At 63.5% G+C, this 18,820-nt stretch carries 20 protein-coding genes; 13 read left to right on the forward strand and 7 right to left on the reverse strand.

Going from position 1 to position 18,820, the window contains the following annotated elements; genetic code table 11:
• Positions 1-13: 13 nt before the first annotated feature.
• Genes BSY19_RS02720 through BSY19_RS02730 form a run of 3 tightly spaced genes read right to left on the reverse strand, consistent with a single transcriptional unit; the run spans position 14 to position 3,194 of the window.
• A complete protein-coding gene (locus BSY19_RS02720) occupies positions 14-1,159 on the reverse strand; it encodes a hypothetical protein (RefSeq protein ID WP_069052757.1) in 1,146 nt (381 codons plus the stop codon).
• On the reverse strand, positions 1,156-2,178 hold the full coding sequence (locus BSY19_RS02725; RefSeq protein WP_069052758.1) for a hypothetical protein: 1,023 nt from the start codon (positions 2,176-2,178) through the stop codon (positions 1,156-1,158). The genes BSY19_RS02720 and BSY19_RS02725 overlap by 4 nt, the downstream gene beginning before the upstream one ends.
• Before the next feature lie 2 nt (positions 2,179-2,180).
• Positions 2,181-3,194 carry a hypothetical protein gene (locus BSY19_RS02730; RefSeq protein ID WP_150129437.1) on the reverse strand — a complete coding sequence of 338 codons (1,014 nt, stop codon included), beginning with the start codon at positions 3,192-3,194 and terminating at the stop codon, positions 2,181-2,183.
• Positions 3,195-3,336: 142 nt separating this feature from the next.
• Here BSY19_RS02730 and BSY19_RS02735 point away from each other — a divergent pair, with 142 nt between their 5' ends.
• Positions 3,337-4,470: a DNA cytosine methyltransferase gene (locus BSY19_RS02735; protein ID WP_069052760.1), complete on the forward strand. Its 1,134-nt coding sequence runs from the start codon at positions 3,337-3,339 to the stop codon at positions 4,468-4,470.
• 6 nt (positions 4,471-4,476) lie between these two features.
• Here BSY19_RS02735 and BSY19_RS02740 read toward each other — a convergent pair whose 3' ends face one another.
• Positions 4,477-4,893 (reverse strand): hypothetical protein, encoded by a 417-nt coding sequence (locus BSY19_RS02740; RefSeq protein WP_069052761.1) that lies wholly within the window; start codon positions 4,891-4,893, stop codon positions 4,477-4,479.
• A 206-nt stretch (positions 4,894-5,099) separates the two neighbouring features.
• On the opposite strand from BSY19_RS02740, the gene BSY19_RS02745 reads away from it, so the two are divergent.
• The 6 genes from BSY19_RS02745 (at position 5,100) to BSY19_RS02770 (ending at position 11,291) form a co-directional block, all read left to right on the forward strand.
• Entirely contained in the window at positions 5,100-5,642 is a 543-nt protein-coding gene (locus BSY19_RS02745) for a cold-shock protein (RefSeq protein WP_069052762.1), read from the forward strand.
• Between the two features lie 47 nt (positions 5,643-5,689).
• Positions 5,690-6,763 carry a hypothetical protein gene (locus BSY19_RS02750; protein ID WP_069052763.1) on the forward strand — a complete coding sequence of 358 codons (1,074 nt, stop codon included), beginning with the start codon at positions 5,690-5,692 and terminating at the stop codon, positions 6,761-6,763.
• The gene (locus tag BSY19_RS02755) at positions 6,760-7,935 is read left to right on the forward strand and encodes a hypothetical protein (protein WP_150129438.1); all 1,176 of its coding nucleotides are present in this window, start codon (positions 6,760-6,762) and stop codon (positions 7,933-7,935) included. Before BSY19_RS02750 ends, BSY19_RS02755 begins: the two co-directional genes overlap by 4 nt.
• Before the next feature lie 8 nt (positions 7,936-7,943).
• The gene (locus BSY19_RS02760) at positions 7,944-8,609 is read left to right on the forward strand and encodes a hypothetical protein (RefSeq protein ID WP_150129439.1); all 666 of its coding nucleotides are present in this window, start codon (positions 7,944-7,946) and stop codon (positions 8,607-8,609) included.
• Positions 8,610-9,027: 418 nt separating this feature from the next.
• On the forward strand, positions 9,028-10,680 hold the full coding sequence (locus BSY19_RS02765; protein WP_069052766.1) for a hypothetical protein: 1,653 nt from the start codon (positions 9,028-9,030) through the stop codon (positions 10,678-10,680).
• Between the two features lie 65 nt (positions 10,681-10,745).
• A complete protein-coding gene (locus BSY19_RS02770) occupies positions 10,746-11,291 on the forward strand; it encodes an HNH endonuclease (protein ID WP_069052767.1) in 546 nt (181 codons plus the stop codon).
• A 63-nt stretch (positions 11,292-11,354) separates the two neighbouring features.
• On the opposite strand, the gene BSY19_RS02775 is transcribed toward BSY19_RS02770, so the two are convergent.
• A complete protein-coding gene (locus tag BSY19_RS02775) occupies positions 11,355-11,603 on the reverse strand; it encodes an acyl carrier protein (protein ID WP_069052768.1) in 249 nt (82 codons plus the stop codon).
• Positions 11,604-11,780: 177 nt separating this feature from the next.
• The gene (locus BSY19_RS02780) at positions 11,781-12,203 is read right to left on the reverse strand and encodes a hypothetical protein (protein WP_069052769.1); all 423 of its coding nucleotides are present in this window, start codon (positions 12,201-12,203) and stop codon (positions 11,781-11,783) included.
• A gap of 271 nt (positions 12,204-12,474) precedes the next feature.
• Between BSY19_RS02780 and BSY19_RS02785 the strand changes: the two genes are divergently transcribed.
• Complete coding sequence (locus BSY19_RS02785; protein ID WP_069052770.1) at positions 12,475-13,254, forward strand: hypothetical protein; 780 nt, start codon at positions 12,475-12,477, stop codon at positions 13,252-13,254.
• Positions 13,255-13,265: 11 nt separating this feature from the next.
• Here the strand turns inward: BSY19_RS02785 and BSY19_RS02790 are convergent, their stop codons facing one another.
• On the reverse strand, positions 13,266-13,820 hold the full coding sequence (locus BSY19_RS02790; protein WP_069052771.1) for a hypothetical protein: 555 nt from the start codon (positions 13,818-13,820) through the stop codon (positions 13,266-13,268).
• 122 nt (positions 13,821-13,942) lie between these two features.
• Between BSY19_RS02790 and BSY19_RS02795 the strand changes: the two genes are divergently transcribed.
• Genes BSY19_RS02795 through BSY19_RS02815 form a run of 5 tightly spaced genes read left to right on the forward strand, consistent with a single transcriptional unit; the run spans position 13,943 to position 18,811 of the window.
• Positions 13,943-14,647 carry a DotI/IcmL family type IV secretion protein gene (locus tag BSY19_RS02795; protein ID WP_069052772.1) on the forward strand — a complete coding sequence of 235 codons (705 nt, stop codon included), beginning with the start codon at positions 13,943-13,945 and terminating at the stop codon, positions 14,645-14,647.
• Positions 14,648-14,694: 47 nt separating this feature from the next.
• Positions 14,695-15,663, forward strand: coding sequence for a DotH/IcmK family type IV secretion protein (locus BSY19_RS02800; RefSeq protein ID WP_069052773.1), 969 nt, complete (start codon positions 14,695-14,697; stop codon positions 15,661-15,663).
• A 10-nt stretch (positions 15,664-15,673) separates the two neighbouring features.
• The gene (locus BSY19_RS02805; RefSeq protein ID WP_069052774.1) at positions 15,674-16,870 is read left to right on the forward strand and encodes a DotG/IcmE/VirB10 family type IV secretion system protein; all 1,197 of its coding nucleotides are present in this window, start codon (positions 15,674-15,676) and stop codon (positions 16,868-16,870) included.
• Position 16,871: 1 nt separating this feature from the next.
• Positions 16,872-18,050 carry a hypothetical protein gene (locus BSY19_RS02810; protein WP_069052775.1) on the forward strand — a complete coding sequence of 393 codons (1,179 nt, stop codon included), beginning with the start codon at positions 16,872-16,874 and terminating at the stop codon, positions 18,048-18,050.
• Between the two features lie 11 nt (positions 18,051-18,061).
• Complete coding sequence (locus BSY19_RS02815) at positions 18,062-18,811, forward strand: HNH endonuclease (RefSeq protein ID WP_069052776.1); 750 nt, start codon at positions 18,062-18,064, stop codon at positions 18,809-18,811.
• The last annotated feature ends 9 nt before the right edge of the window (positions 18,812-18,820 follow it).

The following is an 18,820-nucleotide window of genomic DNA, read 5'->3' on the forward strand; positions in this document are numbered from 1 at the left end:
TTGAAGACGGCGGTCAGGCCGCCAGCTCTCCAAGAGCAGGATCAGTGTCGACAGCGGCCGACTCGCGCTCGGCGCAGACCGTGCAGGCTCGACGAAAAATGAACTCTGCCTCGCTCGTCCGGAGATCGGGCGTCTCGGGCGATGCTGCAACCGCGCCGGCCAGTGTCACGATAGCCAGTCTCACCTCGAGGAGCTTATCGCCACTGACGGCCCGCACGGCTGCCGGAGGCATTCGCGCTTCGAGCCCGATGAGTGTCCGTCGCAGGGCCATGTAGGCCAGCATGGCTGCATCGCTCATCACACCGATGGCGGCAGAGCCCCGGCGGACCAGTCCAAAGGCGCGTTCGATGATGCCTGCAGCCTCAGAGCACCCGTGGAGGCCCTCTTCGGGAAACGTGTCGAAGCAGTATTGAATGCTCTCGAAATCCACATGGACGCGCCGGCCGAACGACTGAGCCAGCGCTTTCGCTGCTGCGCTCTCGTTGAGCCTGAACTCCAGCCAGGGCATCCAGGTATCGCGGCGCGGCCCGGACCCCTCTTCGGAACGCCGGTCGGCCAGGCGCGGAAGGAGCAGCGAGAGGCGGGTCACCCCGTACCCTTCAGCATTCGGGTCCGAGACGCACATCAATGGCTCGCACTGCCTGATGTGCACGATCCCGTCGACCAGGATGAGGTTCTCGCTCGCGTATTGGAACGAAGCCTGCCTCTGCTCATCACCATTCTTGACGAGCGTGCGCAGCGGCGCCTCGCCGAGTTCGATCGGCTCGATCGGCTTCTGACGCAATCCGTAGAACCGCTCGGTCTCGAATGGGTTTTCGGGCTGGATCAGGTGGACGGGCTGGCGATCTGCATAAGATCGCTGGAAAACGCGTTGGATGACAGCAGCCAAGGTGGTGCTGTCCAAGGGCTGTCCTTCGCTCGTCGCCTGAACCCAGAGCCGATCATCCCAGCGACGATAGATGATGTGGCGATCGGACGTACGCAGCTTGATGTCGAGGACCTCGGGTGCCTCGGCCTGGCTGAGATCGGGGATGGCGACGGGCTTGCAATCGATGTCGACGAATTGCTGTTCGACCCGACAGTTGCGGGGAATTGCCGTGATGATGGTCGGGAGCGGGATCCAGATAACAGCCTGCCCCGACGGCGCCGTAACCGTCATAGCGCGCGACCCAGCATGTCCTCATCAGCGAGGTCGGCTGTGAACCTCTCCCAGTCGCTCAAGTTCTCATCGAGACGCTTCGCGATATCGGCCCACGGACCCTGGTCAATGAACCGTCTGAAGACGGCCATCGACATCGCCAGATCAGCCGCCGGCAGACCAGCGGCGACATCGTTTCGCAGGTTGTGGAATGCTTCCAGCAGCTCGGGAGAGGTCGTGTCGATGGTGCGCCGGATTGTCTCACGAGCGACCGTGACCAGGGCATCGGCCGCCTTGCGCAGCCGCGGCTCTTCGTTGTGGCGGTACCGGACGAGATCGGGGCGGAGCACCTCGATGGCATTCCAGATCCTCTCCGACGCGATCGGATCAGATAGCTCTGCCGCGGATGCGCCGCTTCGCCTGAGTGCCTCGACAATGAGGTCGAGGCGGTTTGCGGGGATGATCTCGTCAGCGCCAGCAGTGTCGGTCACCGCACGCGTGTTTGTCGCGCTGAAGTACTCGTTGGCACCCATGCTCTTGCGGCAATAGACGGGCTCGCCGCACGGGACGAAGACATGATTCCCGCAGAGCAGCATCTCGCCGGCCTGACGCTGCGCCTCTTCGACCGCCCAGTCCCGGGTCGAGCTCATGAATTTGCCAGGGCCGAGGCTATCGACCGAGACGGCATTGTCGGTCGCCCAATCATAGAGGCCTGGGCGGTTGATTGACCGTCTGCCTGCCTTCAGCTCGGCGATGACGGTCTCGGCATCGACGGCATGGTCGTCTCCGCTGTAGCCGCGCAAGATGGGCAGCCAATGGACTTCACCAGTCGTCCTGACCGGAAGCGGAGTGATCCCCTGCGCTCCATAGGCGTGCGGGTGAACCTTGAAAGACAGCGGCGCCTCGTCGTCGGACGCGATCCGGAGCGCGATCGGGACCGTCTCCTTGATGTAGACCTCTTTCGCGTTTCGGGCGCGCTTGGGCATGAAGCTGGCCTTGTAGACCAGCGGGATTTCGATGATGCGGGACGGGTTCGACATGGTCACAGATGCAGTTTGATGGCGAGGTCGTCGGCGCGATCGGACGAGAAGCGATCCCAGTCGTCCAAGGCCTTTGTGGTGCGCTTATGCCACTCGGTCCAGCCGGGCTCTTCAGCAATGCCCTCATTGAACGACCGTAAGGCGTCGACGAGGTCGATGATCGGCCGATCAGGAGAAGCCGCTGCCAGGAATTCGCGATAATGCGCGAAGGCGCTTAGCGAGATGGTGTCGATGCTCCGCCTGACCTGGTCGCCGGCGTATTCGAGATGGGTCTTGAGATGGTGACGGAGCCGCGGCTCCTCGTCGTGCCGATACTGGATGTTTTCGGCACGCAAGATCTCGACCTCACCACGAAGAGCGGCAAAGTCAGGCGGGAGATTGCGATGTTCGTTGAACCTCGCCAGCGTCGCGTCTCGCTCGGCAATCGCATCGAGGGGATAAACGAAAAGCGGATCGGCTGGTCGCGCGATCGCGTTTTGCTTCTCGACATAGGCTGAGTAGCCCGCGTCGAACCGGCTGGGATGTTGAATGACCCAGACGGGCTCGGGTGTCGGCTCCCAGATCCGCCCGTCGACGGCAATGAGGCGCTCGAAACGTTGTGCGACACGAGCCTTGGCTTCAACCTGGTTGTCGCTGATGACGCGGCCGCGCGCGAGCTCATCTTCCGTGATGGCCTCCTCCAGCGCGACCGAACCACCCGATGCCATGTGGCCACCGCGCTCGACGAACGCGCAGAAGGCGGCAATGTCGGATGGCTCTCCATCATGGCTGCCAACGGGGCGCCAGTGCTGACCAGACGCCGTTCTGATGTCCAGGCTGGAGCCATGAGAGATGTCGAAGCGGCCGCAATCCGTCAGTCGGAAGCTGACCGGTGCCTCACCGTCTGTGAGCTCGCGGAGCATCACAGGCATTTCGGCCCTCACCGTCACCGCGCGAGCGACGCGGCCGCCGCGGACCATGAACTGGGCGGAGTATGTGAACGGGACGGTGATCGGCCCGACTGCTGATCGCTTCATCTGCAAACCTCTGGCTTCAGCATCTGTCGGCGCGGCGCATTGAACAACCGTTCATTGGCCTGAAATGCAATGAATGAATCGTTGCCCAAGGCATAGCGCACTTCGATCATGGCAGCATGAATCGAATCGTTAGTTCTTGGTGATGAAAGCCCTCTCCTTGTTCGCCGGCATCGGCGGGTTCGACATCGGCTTTGGCGCGGCGGGCATCCAAACGGAGTTGCTCTGCGAAAACGCGCCCTGCCCCCGCGACGTTCTGCTGGCGCAATTTCCTGATGTTCCAATCCATGGCGACATCGAGGATCTCGAAAAGGTGCCGGCCATCGATGTCATATGCGCTGGATTTCCATGCCAGGACTTGTCGCTGACGGGCCCGAAGAAAGGGCTCGAAGGTCACCGTTCTGGACTCGTCAGCCATGTTTTCCGGCTCCTCGACAGCACCAGGGCGCCGGTGCTCGTGCTGGAGAACGTTGCCTTCATGCTGAAGCTTGCCGGGGGCTCGGCCATGGCGAGACTGGTCGCCGAGCTGGAGGAGCGCGGATACCGTTGGGCTTACCGCGTCGTCGACGCCAGAGCATTTCTCCCGCAGCGGCGCGAGCGCGTCATCCTGGTGGCTTCCCGCGGTGACATCGAGCCTCGCGACGTGCTGTTTGCCGACGAGGCGAGCGCTCCCCTGATCGACGGCCCGGAAGCCGGACCACACGGCTTCTACTGGACGGAAGGCCGGAACGGCATCGGATTGATCTCGAACGCTGTCCCGACACTGAAGAGCGGATCGACGATCGGGCTTGGCTCCGCACCAGCCATTCTGAAATCCGACGGGGTCATCGTAACCCCTGACATCAGGGATGCAGAGCGTCTCCAGGGCTTCATGGAAGGCTGGACATCCGCTGCTGCGCATCGAGGCGGCGAGGCTGCTCGGTGGCGAGCCGTGGGGAATGCCATCTGCGTCCCTGTTGCAGGATGGGTTGCAGGGCGCCTGTTGCAGCCCGGAGCGTTCGACGTCGCTCGATCACGGGCATTGGGCGAGAAATGGCCGTCAGCGGCCTATGGCGGCCCTGGGCAGCGCCATGGGGTCTCCATCAGTCACTATCCGCACTGGGTGGAACGCGACCAGCTAGACCGGTTCATCCGTCACCCTGGGCATCTTCTGTCTGCCCGAGCCACGAAAGGCTTCCTGTCCAGGGTGACGCAATCACGCTCCAGCCGGCCCGACTTCATCGCCAAGATCCAGAATCATCTCACCCGGATGAGCCCTGCCAAGGATATCGCCGCCTGACTGTCTTCAGGCGCTCAGTCTGGTCGGCGCCGCGGCGACCGCGGGCTGAACATCGAACAGAAGCCGTCCCGCCTCGGTCCATGGCTCGCCGAGGCGGTGGATTTCGATGACGACTCGTCCCGATACCGTCAAAGGCACCATCAGTCCGTGGAGTGCTATATCGACCCAGCAGATCGGGTCCTTGAAAGCGATCTGCATCGGCAGCAGGAACACCACTGCACCATCAGGTGCGCAGCCGCGGATTTCGATCCCGAACGCTTCCTCGCGATCATGCTCGATCATGATCTGGACATCCATCGTGGCGCAGGAACCGGCAGGACCGGGCAGGCAGTTGATCCGGCCCGGGAACACCCCGATGAGCTGGCTGAGGCCTGACTGAAGCTTCAGCACTTTCTCGCAGAAAAGGGTCGAAACCACACGCATTTGCTCGCCTTCGTTCGATTCGAGTCGCTCAGATGACGCTACATCGAGCGTTGCGGAGCTGCATCGCATTTCAAGGATTGCGAACGGACCGGTGGATGGGGTCGATGGATTTAGACCCTGAATCTTGTTTGGGGAAATGAGCGAAGCTACTCATCATGGTGAGGCGCTCGAATCGAGTGCAAATCGATAACGGGAAATGGCCCGCCATGAACTATGCCGCCGCCGTCGCCGAGCGCGACGCCGACAACACCGCAGTGATTTCAAGCGAGCTCCTCTGCGAGAGCGTGACTGGGCGCGTGAAGTGGTACGATGCCGCCAAGGGCTACGGCTTCGTGCATCTTGCAGACCGCGGTGTCGACGCGATGCTGCATGCCAATGCGATCGAGAACATCGCCTCCGCGGATCTTCAGATCGGTGCGACGGTGGACTGCGAGGTCATTCCGACGCCCAAGGGGCTTCGTGTTGCCAGGATCTCCCGCATCGATCTGGCTACCGCCGATCCGGACGCGTTTGCGCCGAAGCGGCCGGTTACGATGGCGGGTCCGATGTTCGCGGCTGTGGTGAAGTGGTACAAGCTCATCGAGGGCTTCGGCTTCTTCTATGACCCGAAGGGTGGCGGCGACATCTTCATCCATGCCGGCATCCTGGAACACCACGGGATCAAGACCATCCTCGAAGGGCAGACCTGGTTGATCGGGGTCGTCGATGGAGCCAAAGGGCGGATGGTGGGCTCGATCGCTCGCTTCTGAGGCGGCTTCCGTTTGTGCAAGGCAAGGATGCCCTGCAATCTGCGGGAATGCTGAGAACGACGACGATTTCCGCCTTCGCATCGGTGTTCGCCGAGCACACCAACGCGCGTGACGGGCGCGTTCACGGTGCCTGGAGGCGAGAGCTGTTCAGCCTCGAGGTGGCCGAACACTCTTCGGCTGTCTTAGGGCCCGCTCAGGTTCGGGTTACGGTCAGAGACGTCGCCTACGATCTCGTGGCGATGCACGATCAGTGGTTCCTCGCCACGGGCATGACAGCCAACGAGTTCAGCGCTCAGTACGGCACCGAGAACGACGGCCGCGGCCGCTATCTCGACAAGGTCATTCGCTCACCCTTCTTCGAGGAAGAGCGCGGCAAGCTCTATCTCCAGGCCCGCATCAAAAACGAGGTCGCGGCCGCGGTAGATCCCCGTTGCGTTGCGCGAGCTCACGCTCGTCTGCAGGACATCGCCGCGCGCCGGTTCATGATGCTCGACGGTCAGGTGCACATCTGCGACGGTCGCTATGGTTGGCATGTCGGTGCTGCTGCGGAAGGCTATGGCGTCAGGTTTGGTCGTTGGATGCCAGGCCGGCCTGACCTTCGCTTGCGGCACCACAGCGACGGACGGCTGGCCGCGGTCGAGGGGATGACGTCCACGAGCGGTCACGTTGGAACCTATTTCGATCTTTCGCGGCTTACCGAGGCCCATGCATTTGCAGCCGCGCTCAACGGCGAGCGCCGCCTGCCCCATTATGTGAACCCCTTCCCCATCGAGATTACGGCTCACGGCCCGATTCCCGAAACCATTGACGAAGCGGCAGCATGCAGCAGCGATCTGTTGACCGAGATTACCCTGCTGCTGGCCTCCATCGATCTGTGCAAGCTCGACGCTGCCAGCATCGATGCCTGGATCGCAGTTCGTGAATCTCAAGAACAGCGTCCTCAGTCGGCCCTCGACCAGATCGACCTGGTTAGGCAATTCTCTGAGCACCTAACCAAGTCAGCCCAGCGCATTCCTGGCCTGTCAGAGGTCGCGGAGCGTGTGAGAAAGCGCGTTCGCATCGTCGCTGACAGGCTTCAGTTCGATCCACATCTGGCACCGCAGGAGGGCCTGCGGCCATGACGGTTCATTGGCTCAGCTTTTGTTGGCGTGCCGAAGGCATCCGTAAACGGGCGCGAAATCCGATCGCGACCCGAATCCAGGATGAGACTGCAGTCAATATCGAGACATCAAACGCCTTCTCGCCCGTGCCGGTGCTCAAATTTGCCGCGGAAGATGGGGTTCCGCTTCTCTTCCAGGACGGCGAACAGCTCTATCACCGTATCCTGCTCGACCCCGTCAGAGGCTGCATCAGGACAGGCGTAACGATAGCCGCTCACAAGCTCTTCAGTCCGGTCCAGTTCCTGACGTCGGACATCAGCCTGACCTCCAATATGGCGGCGAGAGATCTCGCAGTCATGTCGCAGATCATCAGTTCCGATCGCGAGGATGTCGTTCAGGAGCTCACGCGCATCATGGACGGCGCAGTCCATCAGACGCACCAGAATGCCCTCTATGTGCCGTGTCGCGATATGGTGATCTCCGTGGAGGCCGGTCTGGAAGCAGCCTATGCCGGACAGACCGCACCTCTCCGCATTGTGGCCCGCCTTGATCCTTTCTGGCCCAGACACACCCACTGGATCCCGGTACCGGCAATGGGACGGCGGTTTTCCGTGGTGTTCGGCGCGAATGAAAAGCTGAAGGCCTTCGAATTTGCCGAGGATTACCTGGAGCGCTTCCAGGCCCAGATCCGTCGCTTCCCTCGCAATCCCCTGGAGATCAGGCCCCTGAACGATCGAAAGGTCGAGCTGAGAGACCGTGGCGATCTTCGGTCCCAGTCGACCCGCGGCTACAAGGGTCATTACGACGGCGCCACCGGGACATTGCGCGGCCTTGCTCACTATCTGCTTGGCCAAAACGTCCAGCACAGCAATGCGGAGCGCCAGTTCAAGGGGCCTTATGTGGGCTCTGGCGAGCCGTTTCTGCCGGCAGCGCTGCTGCGAGCCTGGCTTTCAACGCGGCAAGCCGCCAACGCCTACCTCGGTGGTGAAGCGCAACCGCATACCTTCGCTGCCAACGCGAAGGCTTTCGCGGACAATCTTCGGAGCTATGCCGACAACCAGGCTGAAGAGCCTTGGGCGGAGGATTTCGCCACGACCTACGCGGGGGCAATTGATCCTGTTTTTGCCGCCTATCCCGGCTTGCTGGAAGCCACGCCTGACGAAGACGTGGATTTGGGTGCGTTGACCTATTGATCTGGGTTGTGACCGGCGAGCCCTATCCCCATAGTCGCGTCATGAATACGCCTTCCAATCCTTCGGTCCAAGACCTGCTTCATCGCCTCGCCGAGCCCCGCCGTGCCGTGGGCGCGAACCCCTTCTCGCTTGTCATCGACCTCGATGGTGGCAAGGTGCGGTTTGTCGTCCGGCCAGGCGGGCGGGTCCGGATTTCCAACCTCATCATCCCTGGTCAATCGCTGGGAGCATACGCTGTTGGCGACAGGCTTTTGCGGCTCGACCTGCAGGCCAAGGTCACCGGGCGCAGTGTCTCCTGGATCCAGACCGAGGTGTTCGATGCTGCTTCTGTCGGGCGGGCGGTCGAGAATGATCTCGTCGCTCACGTCCTCGGCCACATGGTCCAGGCCATCGAAAGCCGTCGAAAGCTCTTCGTCGAGGCGGAACTCGTCGACATTCAGCGGGACCTGCACGCGCGTTCGAGCGAGATCAGCCAAATCGAATCCGAGATCGCGCGCCGGAAACTGAAGCTTCGACACCTCAAGCGCGTCAGTGCGGCGGAGGTAGAACGGCTCGGACAACGCTCGGCCGAGCTCCGCCTGATTCTGACGCAGTTACGCACTGGAGAGCCAGCAGATGATCTGGCAGGTGACGTCGAAGACAATGATGCAGACGCCCCGGTTCCGGCTATGTGAGCAACGGCAAGTGTTGCTGTCATGTCTCGCGTGAATCAATTTCGTTCGACTTCCGCAGAACCGCTTGTTGGGTTCATGCGTCTAGGCTAAGGATCGACGGTCGATCCTAGAAGGATACCGAACAGTGGCCCGCCTCGTGTCTGTCATCGTCACATCGATGCCGACCTCCGCCAAAAGCAATTGGCGGGGACACGCTGGCTATTGCGTTCGCTCAACGAGGTTGGACTCGCAGTTTCCGCTGCAGCCACTCAGCGAAGGTAGCCACATCCGGACGGCGCAATCCGAGATTTCGACAAGCTGATCGAAATCGGATGCCCAGACCGGATACCCCCTAAGGTTCCGGTCGATACAGGTCCCCCATAGAACCGTCAGGTTCGGACCCTCGCACCGGGACAAGTTCCCGAAGAGGAGCCGCGCCATGCACGGTACCAGATGGACCCCGGAACTGGATGCAGAGATCATCCGGCTCCGTCGCGACGAGAAGCTGACGGCCAAGAAGATCGCACTGCGCGTCGACCGCAAGGTCGGGGCCGTCTTCGCGCGCTTCCGCAATCTCGACGCTCTGGTCATGGAGCGCCGCGAGTGGTCGGCCGACGAGGTCGCGCGTCTTCACGAGCTCCTCGGCGACGAGACCATCACCATCCGCGATGTCGCGGTCCGTCTCGGTCGCAACGAGGCTGCCGTGCGCTGGAAGCTCGACCATCTTGGGATCAAGCCTGGCCGTCGGCTGGACTGGACCCCCGAGCAGCTCGACATGCTTCGAGATGCCCTGCTGAAGGATCCCGACATCAGCAACCGGGCCATTGCAGGCATGCTGGGTCGTGCGGAGAGCGGTGTGAGCGCCAAGATCACCGAGCTCGGCCTGCGGCCGCAGCGCATCTGGAGTGAGATCCAGGTCGCGCAGCTCAAGGCGGCAGCCTCGGCCGAGGCCGCAGCTGAGGCGACTGGGCGTGACCTTGGCTCGGTTCGGGCAAAGGCGACCGCTCTGGGGATCCGTTTCCAGGGCTCGATCGACCGTTCCTGGACGGATGAGGCTGACGGTCAGCTGAAGGCACTGCTGGAAGAGCGCGGATCCGGCGCCAATGCGCTTGGTTCGATCGCTTCCGATCTCGGTCGGACTTCGCGGGCCATTCGTCTGCGAGGGCTGAAGCTTGGTCTGATCGGCAAGGCGCGCCGGCGCCGTCCCATGGACGAGGCCGGTCGTGCTGAAATCGCCGAGGCGGCTCGCAGCGGGATCTCGATCACGATTGCCAGTCAGAAGCTGGGCCGCGACGTCCGGACGCTGAAGGCGATTGCCGACGAGATGGGACTGGCGTTCAAGGCCGCCCCCCGCGGCCCTGCGCTCAAGCGCCCGGCTGTGGTCAAGCCTGTCGCGGCGATCGGCGGTGCTTCGGTGCGGATCCCTTCCGCCATCGAGCGCGAGACCAAGCGCGAGATGATCCGGCTGGCGGCCGAGGCAACTGTCCCGGTCCGTCGGATCGAGGCCGTCGCAAAGCCCATCGGCAAGGCGAAGGTCGCAGCGCCGGCCAAGCCGCCAGGCGCTGTGGCAAAGCGGCCCGTGGTCGAGCCGATGACCGCGAAGGCTCCGGTCCTGCGCGTCCTCGAGGCGCAGTCCGTGGCTGGTCGCCTGGCTGCTCGCGCAGCGCCCGCAGTGGAGAAGCCCGAGCGCGCGGAGGCTCCGCGTGTCGAGGCTCTGCCTGCGCGTGTCGAGGCTCTGCCTGCGATCGTCAAGGCGCCGGCTGCGCCTCGCCGCAATGGGAAGTCGAGCTTCGGTTCGATTGCACCGGTCCGGCGCGGCAAGGACGGTGGCCGTGATGCAGCTCTGGCCATCCAGGCCAGCACTGCTGATGCGGTTGCCCGCTTCCTGGCTGAGCGTGGAGTGACGCGGGCGGTGGTCGATCCTGTCGAGGGCGCGATCACGGCGATCCGGGCGCGAGGCTACTCGCTGGTCCGGGTGGGCGACGGCTTCATGATCGATGGCCGTGTCAGCCTTGAGGATACCCAGGCGCTGCTCGCCTTCGCGAACGAGCGCCGCATTCCGACGCCTGGTTTCATGCAGGCGGCGGAATGACCATCAAGGCGCTTCCGGCCGATCGGGTCGGAAGCGCCGCATGGCTCCAATGAACGAGAAGATCGATGGGTATCGAGTTTCCGGCACTGGTTCTCAATGCGGATTGCCGGCCGCTGAGCTACACGCCCCTGTCGCTGTGGGGATGGGAGGATGCCGTCAAGGCCGTCCTTCTGGATCGCGTCTCGGTAATGGCCGAGTACGACGAGGTCGTGCGTAGTCCGTCCTTCGAGATGCGGCTGCCGTCCGTCATTCTGCTGCGGCAGTACGTGGACATGAACCGTCGAGCCGCGTTCTCGCGCTTCAACCTGTCGCTGCGCGACGGGTTTGCGTGCGCATATTGCGGCGACAAGAACGATCTGACGTTCGATCACGTTCATCCGCGCTCGCGCGGTGGGCCGCTGACGTTCGAGAACATCGTCCTGGCCTGCATGCCGTGCAACGGGAAGAAGGGGAACCGGACGCCAGAAGAGGCGGGGATGACGCTGCGGGTGAAGCCCTATGCGCCCACCCAGGCCCAGCTGGTCGACATCGGCAAGCGCTATCCCCCGCCGAACGTCCACAAGTCCTGGATCGATCACGCCTACTGGGACGTGCCGCTCGATCCGGATTGAACATGAAAAAGCCCGCGCTGCCACCCTTTCAGGGGCTGCGCGGGCTTCCTGGTCGACCCGAAATCAGGCCGCCAGCTTCCCGAGCTTCTCGGTGATCCAGTCGGTCGCCGCGCCGACGGAATCGAGCTTGGCCGACTCGTCGTCGGGGATCTCGATGTTGAACTCCTCCTCGAAGGCCATCACCAGCTCGACCAGGTCGAGGGAGTCGGCGCCGAGATCGTCCATGATCTTGGCGTCGCGCGTGACGACTTCCTTCTCGACGCCGAGGCTCTCGACAACGACTTTCTGAACTCGCTCGAAGATGTCGCTCATGTGTTCCTGCTATCTGTGGTGGCTGTGCCAGCGTTGAGGCCCATGGTCGGCGACTGACTATCGCTGGCCGCCAAGGACTGAATTCACAATCCTATCGAGGCGCGATCCTGTCAAACCGGCAGCCAGAAAAAATGCCCGGCCGTGTCTGAAATCCGGGGATAGCCGAGCGGCTCAGGCTCAGCGATCGTTGTGAGCAAGCAGGGGCAACTCTGCCCGCTGGCGCGTCGGCACAATCAGCAGCGCCAGCAAAACCGCCATGTGGACGAGAAAAGCCAGCACAGGGCCGCCGGCCATTTGTGCAGCAATCGGCGCGATCACGAAGGTCATCAGGGCGGGCACCGGGCGAATCCCGAAATCACGGGCACGCGCAACGACAGCGCATCCCATCGCGATCAGCATCGCCGACAGCAGGATTGCACCGGTAAAACCGGCCGGATTGAACTGGTCAGGCGCACCAGACTGCGTCTGCATGCCGAGATTGACGAGGTGTGATCCGGCAGCTCCCATGATGGAAACGAGGATCAGCCTCACCAGGAATCCGACGCGGCCAATGGGGATCTTCGTCGGAAACACGAAAAGCAGGGGGCGGCGCAGGTTCATCGCCCTGCCCTCAGCGGCCCGCGGCTGCTCACGAGCCGAAATGTCAGCTTGCCACCCTTGATCGCGGTGATGGCCACCGGGCGACACGGTTTGGGCTTGGCCTTCACTGAGCAGGCAGGGATACGCATCATCGAGATCTCCGGAATCGATCCTTCAATTGTAGCAAGGATCACCGCAATTCAGACCGAGCCCCCTCGATATCCACCGAAAGGCCCTTTTGGTGGCTTTCATGGCCATCCCATAGCGTTGGCGCCTGACGGGAGAGCCTCCAATGCCAGCCATCGAGACAGGACATCACCTCACTGAGCTTCTGCGGTCGAAGATCGAGCAGCTCGGCTTCGCGCTGGTTGGTGAAATGCGCTGGGGCTACCAGATCGCCCGCGACGGCGAGAAGATCTCGACGCTGGATGCCTCGATCCAAGACGATCGCCTGAACATGACGCTCTGGCCGCAGTCGCATCCCGGTGAGGTTCTCTACAGCTGCAATCCGCGGCTGTCTGATGCCACGCTGGTCAATGAATCAGTGGATAACCTCGAAGGTCTGATGCGGGCATGGCTCGTGCGCGAGGGCCTGATGGAAACAGCCGAGTTTCCGACTGACTACGCGCTGCAGAAGTGGCTCGGGCTGACGTCGTCAGTTCGGACCGGCCGCGAAAAGCCGCGGCAGCCGTCGAGCTCGCAGATCGCCTATCGTCTCGGCGAAGGCCCAGGAGCGCTCATTCGCGGCACAACACCGGCGTGCAGGGACCTGGTCCGGACGGCGCGCGAGCTGGAAGGGGCGTTCGATCGGCCGCGCGCGCTGGCACTGGCGCACTTGGCTGCGCAGACGCCTGAGGGTCGTGATGCGGGCCTGGGGTTCGTCGTCCGCTCGGCACGGAGAGCCGTCCGGGGGCGACTGCACGACTATGACATGGCCTGGGAGGTCGGTTCGCTCAATCGTGCCGTGGTCGGGCTCGTCCGCCCGCGCGATACGCTGTCGCTGTTCATGGACGAGGCGTGCCGTCCTGCGCCTGTGATCGAGACCAACGTGGCCCCGGCGCCTTCCTTCTGAGGGCTGGCTGCTCAGAACCAGTCTGAATCGTCCTGGCTGCGGCAGCGCTTGCAGATCCGGTTGCCCGCACCTGACGAATTGAAGGGTCGCTCGCAGCACAGGCACCGGCGAATCATCGCCATGCTGCGCCGGTCGGAGGTGGCCTTGGGTCGGGCTGCGGCTGCCTCCGCTTTGGCGAGCAGATCCGCTTGAGGGATCACGATCGCATCGCGCATCGCGCGACTCGATTCGAACTTCTCGACGAGCTTCGAAGCGACTGCATCGACGCTTCGCCCGATCGTATCGGCCACCTCCGTGATCCGAATTCGACCGTCGTCGTCCCGGCACAGGTTGACCGCATCGTCGAGGCGCCGGTCCTCTTCCGCCGTCCATTTCTTCCTGTGGTGACCCTTATCTTCCGCTCTGCGCGGGAGATTCAGGCGGCTCGCCTCCGTCTGGATGGCGCCCTCGGGACGCTCCATCAGAACCGAGATGAGGAAGATGCTCCCGATCGATTCCCAGAACCGCATCAGGTCTCTTTTGTCGGTCTCGGTCCAAGGACGGCGAGTGGTTTCCAGAACGGTCATTCCTGGGCTCTCATTTGACTTTCGAAGAAACGTGGATGAGAACTTTCTGCCCGTCAAGGAATAAGCCCTGTTGCCAAACAGGAATGGAATCGCGAACCTTTGACGACGTTGGATGGAGCCACATGAGCCGTACCGATTCGCAGCAGGCCAAGCCGAAGGCCTCCGGAAAGCCTCAGGCATTCCGGGCGACCGCTGCGCGTCCTCATCACGATGAGGCTGTCGCGACGGAGATGTCGCGCAATGCCTTCTCGCGGGAGCGCTACGAGTTCCTCCTGCGCACGCTGTTCGCTGTGCTCGGCGTCCTGACGATCTCTGTGATCGCGAATGTCTTTTTCGGAATGCGGCCGGTGCAGGTTCGCTACTTCGCGACCGACCCCGAGGGCGGGATCCGGGAAGTGATCCCGCTGGAGCGCCCGATCCAGACGACCAACGAGGTCCTGAACTGGGCAACCGACTCGGTCATTCGGTCTTTCACGCTCAATTTCGCCAACTACCAGACCCAGCTGAACGAGTACCGGCTGTCCTACACCGACAGCGGCTGGCGCAGCTTCCAGGACGCGCTGCAGCGCTCGAAGATCCTCGACACCATCATCAAGGAGCAGCTTGCGCTGGTGGCTGTGCCCCAGGGCGCTCCGGTCGTCGTCAGCCAGGGCATCATCGGCGAAGGCTCCCGCTATGGCTGGCGTATCGAGTTCCCGGTCCTGCTGACCTACGAGAACGTGTCCGGCCGCCACTCCGAAAGCCGCAACGTCGAGCTCGTCGTCGTTCGGCGTCCTGAATCCGAGAACCCGCGTGGGCTCGGCATCGCGCAGATCTTCGCGAGGTGATCGCAGTGCCTCGTCCCCTCCCCTCTCAACATGCGGCAGAGATCGGAATGATCGTCAAAACCCACTCGCGTGGCCGCAGGGCGGCCCGTGGCGCAGTCGCCTTGCTGGCGGCTTTGTGTCACCTGCCGCTGCCGGCGCTGGCGCAGGGGATCGATCAGCTCCTGATCGCGAGCCCGCCCCCGCCGGCCGGGCAAGTTCAGCCGGGCGCCGCTCCGCAGCCGGCGCCGCAGTCCGCGCAGTCTCGGCGTGACCAGGCCTTCGAGAAGGCCATCCGCGAGACGCTGCCGATGACGCCGGGCCAGATCCAGTCGTACCGGAAGGGTCTCGACGACACGCGTCGGTCAATCACGACCCCGATGAACCACGGCAAGCCGGTATCGCGCGCGGTCAGGCTCACTCTGAAGCCCGGCGAAGAGACGCCTGTCCTGCGCGTCCAGCCTGGCATCGTTTCGACCATGACGTTCTCGGATGTCACCGGGCAGCCGTGGCCGGTTCTGTCTGTGACCACCGGCAACCCCCAGGCCTACGTCGCCCAGTCGGCCGGCGAGGAGGGCAAGAGCAACATCATCGTTGTCAACGCCATCCAGGAATGGACCCCGGGCAATCTCGCCGTGACGCTCGTCGGCCATCCCGTGCCCGTCATCCTGGCGATCCGCCAGGGCGAGCCGGAGACGGACTATCGCGTCGACATTCGCGTCGAGGCGCGTGGGCCCAATGCTGCCCAGGACATCGTCGGGACGTCGAGCCTGGCGCCGACCAACGACTCCTCGATGATCAAGTTTCTCGACGGAACGCCGCCGCAGGGATCGCGCCGTCTGCAGACCACGTCACCCGATGTCGAGGCCTGGCGATACGAGGACATGCTCTACGTCCGCACCCGCGGCGACATCCTTTCGCCGGCCTATACGGCCCGCAGCTCGAACGTGTCCGGCGTCAACGTCTTCACGATGATCGATGCGCCCATCGTCATCGTGTCGGCCGGCGGCCGCGCGCTCCACGTGCGCATCGGAAGGTAGGAGGTCGACCATGGCCGAAGGAACACTGGGGCAGCGTCTGTCATCGTCCTTCCAGGGCGGAAAGCGCTTTCTGATCATCGTTGGCGGCGTCGCGGTCGTATCGCTCGCGGCCTACTTCTTCGCGTCGAGCGACCCCGTCGCGCCCGTGTCGGACATCCGCGTGCCGCCCAATGGCATGCGGAACGTGCCGGGCTCGAATGCGCCCAGCAGCGAAATGGCGAACATGATCGACCAGCAGAACCGCGCTCGGCAGGAACGCGCGCAGCAGGTCGGCGGCAGTGCCCTGCCGACGGTCGTCGCTCAGCCGATCGTTCCGGTCGATCTGCCGACTGAGGATCGCAACCGCCAAGGCGACCTCAACGGTCTGCAGCGCCCCGATCCGCCAGTCGCCCGCCCGATGATCACGCCTCCCGTCCTTCCGGTCGCACCGGTCATGGCGACGCAGGCGATCAACCAGGTCGACGACAACCTCGCCGAGCTGATGAAGCGCCAGATGGAGCAGATCGCCAAGCTCGGCTTCGGCCCGGCCGACGTGAAGTACCACTACAAGGACACCGGTGGCGCCAACGGCGTCGCGGGGGCCTCTCAGGCGCAGACCGCTGCGGGAGCGGCCGGAGACGCCATCGATCCGCTGTCGGGGCTCAAGCTGCCTTTGCCGGGGACCATCCTCTATGCGGAGATGGTGTCGACGGCGAATTCGGACGCGCCCGGCCCGGTCCTGGCCCGCGTGGCTCAGGGCGAGTTCGCCGGCGCAACGCTCATCGGGACGTTCGAGGCTCGACGGGACTCGATGGTCATCACCTTCCGCACCATGACGGTGCAGTCGCTCCGGGACGGGACCGAGGTCAACAAGAGCGTCCAGATCAACGCTGTTGGCGTGGACACGAAGAACATCGGCACCGCGATGGCGACCGATGTCGACCGTCACTTGCTGGCCAATGTCGGCTTCACGGCTGCGGCCGCTTTCGCGCAGGGCTTCGGCTCCGCGATCGGCCAGTCGGGTTCGTCGATTGTCCAGGGCACCGGCGGTATCACGATCACCAACCCCGCCTTGACGACGCGCCAGCAGCTCTACGTCGCCGGTGGCGCTGCTGCCGGTGCCGCAGGTGGCGCACTGAACCAGGCGTTCGGCAACCGGCCGCCGACCATCACCGTGGCGTCTGGGACGCCGCTTGGAATTCTCTTCCTGCCGACCGGGAGCCAGTGACATGACAAAGAAGGGCGATGAAGCCTTCGACAGCGACCTCAATTTCGGTGGCTTCGCGAACGATCCCAAGGATCGCGGTGATGACTTCGACATCGACACGATGCCGCTGCCTGGTGCCGCTGCGAAGCCGAAGGGCTTGGCGAGCAGCGAAGATGCTCCGCGCAACGACTTCGCTGATTTCGGCGTCGAGCCGGAGACTCCGCCGGTGCCGGCGAGGTCCAGCCGCATGGATGACCTCTCCGATGAGGCGTTCGGTGTCGACACCGAGCAGCCGCTTCAGATGCCTGGTCGTGGTCGCGCCGCTCCTGTCGATGACATCGACGATGGCTTCGTGGGTTTCAAGCCCGACGAAGACGACGAGGCAGAGAGCAACGGCAAACCCAGCGAGCCCGGCTTCGATGACGGTGAGGTCGGCAAGTCCGACACCAGCGAGGACGATGAGATCGAAGAACTCGACGAGGACACCGAAGAGGCTGCTCCCGACGAGAGTCGCGCTCGCCTGATCAAGATCGCCACCCTGGTCGGCGCGGCCGCGTTGGGCGCGGTCGGCATCTTCGGGGCTTGGAGCTTCGTCCTGAAGCCGATCCTCGGCCCGTTGTTTGGTCTGGATGCTCCCGCAATCACTGCGGTGGCTCCGCCGACACCTGTCGGGCAGCAGGTCGCACCGCGCAGCAACAATCCCCTGCCGCCCCTCGGCAACGCGGCACCGGTCCCGTCACAGCCTCGCACTGCTCCTTCGCTGCCGCCCCAGTCCATGCCAGTCCAGAGCCCGGCCCCGGCGCCAGTTGCCGTCCAAGCTCGTCCTGACCAGGCGACACTGGATCGTATGGCTCGCCTCGAGGCGCTGGTTCAGGAACTCGTCGCCCAGGGCGCACGCCGTTCGGAAGTGGACCAGAAGATCGTGCCGCTGACCGAGCGGATCGCGAGCCTGGAAGCGCGCGGCGTCTCCCAGATGCCCAAGCCGACTGTCGACGTACCGCTGAAGCCTGAGGTTCTCGCCGGCTGGAAGCTGAAAGGCGTGTCGCGCGGTGTCGCGTGGGTCGAGGGCCCGAGCGGGACCACCGTTCAGGTCAAGCCTGGCGAGGCGCTGCCCAACGGCGCGGGAACGGTGAAGCAGATCTCGAAATACGAGAACGATTTTGTCGTCGTCACCGAGCGCGGCGTCATCGTCCGCAAGTAAGGCTTTCTGCAATGGCGCTGCTCCCACTGACCTTGTCGGTCAAAACGAAAAACTGGCGCCAGAACGATATGGAGAGCGGCGAGAAGAACGCCGATTTCCAGATCGTGAAGCCCAAGGTGCGCGAGCGCGACAACAACTCGTGCAAGCACTGCGGTTTCCGCTTCCCGAAGGGCGGCTACTACATGCAGGTGCATCACCTGAATGACGACCATGGCGACCAGAGCCTTCAGAACCTGGTCACCACCTGCATGCACTGCCACGCCCCGCATCACATCGGTCTGTGGGGCATGGATCGCGGCAAGGGCAAGGAAGCCTCGATCATCTATCTGCCCGAGATCTCCCAGGCGGACCTCTCGCATATGTGCCGCACCATCCTGGTCGCGCGCCGATATGCCGAGAAGATCGAGGCCGATCCGAAGGAGCTCGACGACAAGAAGCGCTCGGCCCGTCAGATGAAGGAGGCCGCCGACGCCCTTTTCGATCGCTACCGGGCCCGGGAAGCGGAGGCAGAGTCGCGCCTTGGTTCGTCCGATCCCCTCGATCTGGCCAACGCCCTCCTCCAGCTCAACGACGCCGATTACGAAAGGCGCAAGGAGGCCCTGGCACCCTATCGCCTTCTTCTGCTGGGCCCCCACTGCCTGGAGCGCGGTGTCGATATCATGCCCCAGATCGTCGACGACTGGATGGGGGCCGGCGGCCCCTATGGCAATCTGAAGCCCGTGACCTGGAAGAACCTTCTCCAGAACTTGCCACTGCGATGAGCCGGGGTG

Origin of the sequence: Bosea sp. RAC05, assembly GCF_001713455.1 — a bacterium.
In the GTDB taxonomy this organism is placed as follows: domain Bacteria; phylum Pseudomonadota; class Alphaproteobacteria; order Rhizobiales; family Beijerinckiaceae; genus Allobosea.